Source organism: Methylobacterium sp. WL103 (genome assembly GCF_008039885.1).
Lineage (GTDB): Bacteria > Pseudomonadota > Alphaproteobacteria > Rhizobiales > Beijerinckiaceae > Methylobacterium > Methylobacterium cerastii.
Genome location: NZ_VRUX01000574.1, coordinates 1 through 2,646 on the forward strand (window position 1 = coordinate 1; position 2,646 = coordinate 2,646).

The window sequence follows — 2,646 nt, forward strand, 5'->3', positions numbered from 1 at the left end:
CCGACAGGGCGGTCTCCAGTGGCAGCGGCCCGCAGCCCGGGCACCAGGCGAACCCGCGCGGCAGGGTCTCGGGCGGCTCGACGGGTGTCGCGAAACCGATCTCGGCCGCGATCCGCCCGAGCATCCGGCGCAGGTTCTCGGGGCCGCCCGCGCGGAAATAGGCGTCGAGGATCGGGGCGAGGTCGGGCGCGGTCGAGAGCTCGACGAGGCGCGGGTCCGGCCGGTCGCAGCCGGGAAGGATCGCGAGCGGGATGCCGGCGGCCCGGGCCGCGGCGGCGCAGCGTTCGACGCCGTAGCGCCAGTAGTCGAGCCCGCCGAGGCAGCGGATGACGACGACCTTCGCCTTCGCCACCACCGTTTCGACGTAGAGGTCGACCGACATCGGGTGGCGCAGCCGCGACAGCTTGGCCAGCCGCAGAGACGGGAAGTCCGGCCCGCAGGCGGCGTGGGCGTTTGCCATGCCGAGCAGGTCGGAATCGGTGAACGACAGGAAGACGACGTCGCCGGGCTGCTGCCCGAGGTCGACCGCCGCCTCGCCGTCGTCGAGGCTCACCGTATCGATGCGGATCAGGTGCATGCGCTGAGTCAGCCTGCCGATTCGTCGGGCTCGTCGGCGACGAGGCGAGGCCGGTTCGGGAAGGTCACGCCGTCGTAGATTTCCGAGGCCGGCAGGACGATCCCGAGCGCTGAGATAGAGACCGTCGCGGCGAGGCCGAGCAGCCGTGTCTCGGCCCAAGTCCGGTCGGGCTCGCGCGTCCACAGGCGAACTTCCGCCGCGTTGGGCTCGACCAGCACGATGTGCTCGAGGTCGGCCATCGTGCGGTACTCGGCGAGCTTTTCGAACGCGTCGAAGTCCCGCGCGCTCGGCGACAGCACTTCGACGACGACCCGCGGCTGCGCCGCCTTGAGAGCGTTCGGATCGCGCGGCCCACAATCGACGCCGATGTCGGCGCGGCGGATCTGGCCGGGCAGCGTCTCGACGCTGCCGTCACCGGTGAACGGGCGGCATCCGCTGCCGCGCAAGGCCGTGCGCAGCCAAGCAAGGACGTTCACGACGATGTCGTCGTGGACGTTGCGAGCACCCGCCATCATCCGTACCGGCACTCCGCCGACGAGCTCGTAGCGCTCCGCCTGGGCTTCCTGCCAGGCGAAGAACGCATCCAGGCTCATCGGGCTCTCGCGGCGGTCCAGCATCCCGGGATCTGCGGTGGTCGTGAAAACGGGCAGTGTAGCGCGGGCGGCGGACAAGCCCTAGCCGGCCAGCGCTTCCGCGACCGCACCCTGGTCGAAACCCTTGAGGCCGATCACCACCAGGGTGCCGTCGCGCGGCTCGCTCGCGGTCCAGGGCCGGTCGAAATGATGGGTGATGCGGCGGCCGACGCCCTGCACCACGAGGCGCATCGGCTTGCCCTCGACGGCGCAGAAGCCCTTGATCCGCAGGACGCCCTTGGTCTCCGCCGCCTTCTCGACGCGGGCGGCGAGGTCGGCGGCGGTGATCGCGGTGCGGACCGGGAGCGCCACGGTCTCGAAGTCGTCGTGGTCGTGGTCCTCGCCCTCGCCGTGATGCGACGGGCGCGCGTCGAGGTCGTCCTCGGCGGCGGCCTGGAGGCCGAGCAGCACGCGCGGGTCGATCCGCCCGTGGGCGGTCTCGACCACCTTCACCGCGCGGGGAAGCTGGCGCTCCACCTCGACCCGGACTGCGGCGAGGCCGGCGGCGTCCATCATGTCGGCCTTGTTGAGCACGACGAGGTCGGCGCAAAGGAGCTGGTCCTCGAACACCTCTTCCAGCGGGTTGTCGTGGTCCACGGCCGTGTCGGCGGCGCGCTGGTTCGCCAGCGCCTCGGGGTCCTCGGCGAAGGCGCCGGACGCCACCGCCGGCCCGTCCACCACCGCGACGACGCCGTCCACGGTCACCCGCGAGCGGATCGCCGGCCACTGGAAGGCCTGGACCAGGGGCTTCGGCAGGGCGAGGCCGGAGGTCTCGATCAGGATGTGCTCGGGCGGGTTCGGGCGGTCGAGGAGCGCCGTCATCGCCGGCACGAAGTCGTCCGCGACGGTGCAGCAGATGCAGCCGTTGGGCAGCTCGACGATCGAATCCTCGGTGCAGCCCTCGATGCCGCAGGCGGCCAGGAACGACTTGTCGAAGCCGACGTCGCCGAACTCGTTGACCAGGATCGCGAGCCGGCGCCCGCCGGCGTTCTCGACCACGTGGCGCACCAGCGTCGTCTTTCCGGCACCGAGGAAGCCGGTGACGATGGTGCAGGGGATCTTCGCAACGATGGTCATGGGGATCTCGCCGATGGCTCAGGCCGCGCGCGGCGGAAACGGGGGGATGCGGGCGACGACGCCCTTGCGGAACTCTTGCGGGCGCTGCTTCCACGGCACGATCCCGTCGGGCGTGCCGGCGTAGAGCCCGACGCCGTCGAGGATGATGCGTGCCGACGCCGCGGGGTCGAGGTCGCCGTAGACGTAGGTCCAGCGATCCTCCGCCGCCACCGCGACGGTGCAGGGCCGCTTGCAGACGGAGAGGCACTCGACCGCCTCGATCGTCACCCCGTCGGGCTCTACGCCGGCACGCCCGACGGGATCGTGCCGTGGAAGCAGCGCCCGCAAGAGTTCCGCAAGGGCGTCGTCGCCCGCATCCCC

The 2,646-nt window shown here is 71.7% G+C and carries 3 protein-coding genes and 1 pseudogene; all 4 read right to left on the minus strand.

Features of this window, described 5'->3' with window-relative positions; all coding sequences use genetic code 11:
- Nucleotides 1-577, minus strand: a pseudogene (locus tag FV222_RS22520) (cobaltochelatase subunit CobN); the annotation flags it as partial.
- Nucleotides 578-585: 8 nt separating this feature from the next.
- Nucleotides 586-1,194 (minus strand): Uma2 family endonuclease, encoded by a 609-nt coding sequence (locus FV222_RS22525; RefSeq protein ID WP_147761375.1) that lies wholly within the window; start codon nucleotides 1,192-1,194, stop codon nucleotides 586-588.
- Nucleotides 1,195-1,251: 57 nt separating this feature from the next.
- Nucleotides 1,252-2,286 (minus strand): cobalamin biosynthesis protein CobW, encoded by a 1,035-nt coding sequence (cobW, locus tag FV222_RS22530; RefSeq protein WP_147761374.1) that lies wholly within the window; start codon nucleotides 2,284-2,286, stop codon nucleotides 1,252-1,254.
- A gap of 18 nt (nucleotides 2,287-2,304) precedes the next feature.
- Nucleotides 2,305-2,613 (minus strand): DUF1636 domain-containing protein, encoded by a 309-nt coding sequence (locus FV222_RS22535; RefSeq protein WP_246685604.1) that lies wholly within the window; start codon nucleotides 2,611-2,613, stop codon nucleotides 2,305-2,307.
- Between the last annotated feature and the right edge of the window lie 33 nt (nucleotides 2,614-2,646).

Coding starts and splice junctions, on each gene's coding strand:
- FV222_RS22525 (WP_147761375.1), bottom strand. CDS start 1,194: ATGCTGGACCGCCGCGAGAGCCCGATGAGCCTGGATGCGTTCTTCGCC.
- cobW (WP_147761374.1), bottom strand. CDS start 2,286: ATGACCATCGTTGCGAAGATCCCCTGCACCATCGTCACCGGCTTCCTC.